Raw genomic sequence first — 929 nt, forward strand, 5'->3', positions numbered from 1 at the left:
CGAGAAGAACCGCGCAGCCACACCCGACAAGCCCAAGAACAAGCACTACGACCCGTTGATGTGCAAGGCCTACGTCCACACCGTCATCGACGACCACTCCCGCGTCGCCTACGCCGAGATCCACGACGACGAAACAGCCCACACCGCCACAGCGGTCCTGGCCAGGGCCGTCAAGTGGTTCAACGCCCGCGGGGTGACCGTCGAGCGGGTCCTGTCGGACAACGGTGGCGCCTATCGCTCACACCTGTGGCGCGACACCTGCGCCGAGCTGGGAATCAGGCACAAACGGACCAGGCCGTATCGCCCGCAGACCAACGGCAAGATCGAGCGCTTCCACCGCACCCTGGCCGACGGCTGGGCCTACGCCCGCTGCTACACCTCCGAGACGGAGCGCCGCGGCGAACTCGACGGCTGGCTGCACTACTACAACCATCACCGGCCCCACACAGCCTGCAGCAACCAGCCGCCCTTCTCACGATTGACCAACGTGTCCGGTCAGTACATCTAGCCAGCGCCAAGAGGAGCGCGAGCGACATATCGAGGAGCGTGATTATGAACGGCTTACAAATGCTCGGCAACTACGATCGCAAGCTTACAAGGAAGTAATCAATCATGGGATCAGTTCATTTACGGGAGGCGTCACCGCAGAGTCGGAGGGTGTGATACGTACGCAAGTGTCCCTCTGGGGATCTGAGTCATTCATAATATCGTACGCTCTCTGGCGAGACTCTATCTCCGAATTTGCAGGGAAGGGTTCGGTAACAATCCCCCTCGAACAGCGAAGGGAAGTACAAGAAGGCCTGGCCGGCGTGGTGTCTTCAGCTCGAGTAGATCTAGGCATAGATCCCGAGCGGGGAGTTTTTATACAGCAGCTCGCGGCGACCCTTTTCGACGACTACACCCTTACTAAAGATACCGAATAGTTTCAG

1 protein-coding gene is annotated in these 929 nt (G+C 59.5%); it reads left to right on the plus strand.

Annotated features, from left to right (window positions below; translation table 11 throughout):
* On the plus strand, positions 1 to 508 hold a 508-nt coding region (locus IG178_RS24185), incomplete at its 5' end, for an integrase core domain-containing protein (protein ID WP_193215165.1).
* Between the last annotated feature and the right edge of the window lie 421 nt (positions 509 to 929).

This window comes from Neoluteolibacter marinus, from assembly GCF_014904755.1.
Classification (GTDB): Bacteria; Verrucomicrobiota; Verrucomicrobiia; order Verrucomicrobiales; family Akkermansiaceae; genus Haloferula; species Haloferula marina.